Raw genomic sequence first — 1753 nt, forward strand, 5'->3', positions numbered from 1 at the left:
CCGCCGGAGCCGGCGAGGACGAGGCCGTGGGTGGGCCCCGAGCGGCAGGGATCGACCAGGAGCGGCTGGGTGCCGCCTTTTCCCCAGGTCGTGGGGTCCTCGGGATCGAAGGGGATCATGCCGGGCCCTTCGGAAGCGCGCCGTCGCACGGCCGGGTCCTGATCGACGCGGTAGGCCTCGCCGAGGACGATCCCGCCATGGACGGGGTCGGCGCCAGGGAAGAGGCGGCGGGCGTCCCGGAGGGAGAGCCAGTCGGCATGGCCGTGATTGTCCGAGCGCGCCCGGGTGCGGGGGCCTGCAACGCCGGGCAGGGGCGTTCGCAGGATATGGACGCCACCGCCGATGGCAAAAAACCCCAGGACGGTCGCGACGATGTAGGCGGCCGGAATGCGGTCGATGAGATCGAGGGGCGGCACAAGCCCCGCAAGCGGCGCGAGGGATTGCCAGACTGGCCAGAGGGTCAGGCCCAGGGCCACGGCGACGCCGAGGAGACCGGCCACGGCCACCGCGCGAGCGGCGCGCTGGCGGATATAGAGGCCCACGGCGAGGGCCATCAGAACGATCGGCCCGAGAAGTCCGGCCGCGGGCCAAAGCGTGCGGGCGATCTGGGCCTCGATCCCGCCTTGCGCGATGTCGGGGGCGAGGAGGACGAGGTCGCGCCAGAGCGCGACGGACCCCTGCAGCGCGAACCACGACAGCCAGAGCGGCCAGAGCTGGAGTGCGAACCGAAGGCCGCCGCGCCCGAGATCGGAGACGAGACGCCCGGACACGAGACGGGTCACTCCGCTACGCCGGAGGCCGCGGGCGCGACGCGCCGGAGCGTTCCGCCAAGTTCCTCGGCCGCCACCCGGGCCTCGTCGTAGACGGCGAGCCCTTCCCAGTGCTGCAGCACCTTGGACCAGCGGAAGCCGAGCCCCCGCAGTCGGGCGGTCGCCAGCGCCGGCTGGGCGCCGGCGAGGGTGAGGATCAGCGGCTCGCGTTCGGCGTCCCGCGCGCGGGCCTCGCGGTCGAAGGCGTGGCCGCCCTCGGCTTCCCAGCGGGCCCGCTGCGCGGCGTCGCCGAGCTTCCCGGCCACCTCCAGGAGCGCCCCGTAGAGGACGTTGGCCTCCGTCTCGCCGAGCCCGGCCTTGTCGACGAGCCCGCCGGCTTCGATGAGGCGTCGCGTGCGGGCCTTGCGCTCGGCCTCGCGGACCTTGGCCTCCTCGCGTTGCAGACGGGCGCGTTGCTGCTCGAGGCGGGCCTGACGTTCGGCGAGGCTGGTGCGGGTCATGGGCGTGGTCTCCTGCGGCGGTGTCTCGGAGGGCGGGGCATGACGCGCGGTCGCCCCGGCGGCAAGCGAGGCCCAAGCTTGACGTGGCGTCGACCCTCCGGCTCCGGCAGCGACCTGCCGAAACCCACTCGTCGTGCGTCGATCGGCCTGTCTCGCGTCAATCGACGACGATGCGGACGTGCGTTTCCTAGCTGCGTTCAGTCTTCGTCGAGATGGACTGTGCTCCTCCGCAGCCGAACCTGATCGTACATCTACAGTGGTCGACGGTCATGCCGGTCAAAGTCCGCCCGAAGCTCTCCCTGCGTCCCACTAACATCTACCACGGGGATCACCGTGCCTGTTCATGCGTCGCCTCGACCACGGGCGCCTTACCGGCCCGTCCGGGTTCTGCCGTAGCGAGGGCACGGAGCGGGTAGGCAGACGCAATATGCATTCGACCGAATGCGGCTTGCGCTTCCTGGCGGAGGGCAGCCAAAGCTGCTG

2 protein-coding genes are annotated in these 1753 nt (G+C 71.9%); both read right to left on the bottom strand.

Features of this window, described 5'->3' with window-relative positions:
* A partial coding sequence (locus tag Q1A87_RS23365) for a hypothetical protein (protein ID WP_299657228.1) occupies positions 1 to 782 on the bottom strand: 782 nt, incomplete at its 3' end.
* Positions 779 to 1270, bottom strand: coding sequence for a conjugal transfer protein TraD (locus Q1A87_RS23370; RefSeq protein ID WP_299657231.1), 492 nt, complete (start codon positions 1268 to 1270; stop codon positions 779 to 781). The genes Q1A87_RS23370 and Q1A87_RS23365, both read right to left, overlap by 4 nt.
* Positions 1271 to 1753: the final 483 nt, after the last annotated feature.

Origin of the sequence: uncultured Jannaschia sp. (assembly GCF_947494055.1) — a bacterium.
In the GTDB taxonomy this organism is placed as follows: domain Bacteria; phylum Pseudomonadota; class Alphaproteobacteria; order Rhodobacterales; family Rhodobacteraceae; genus Jannaschia.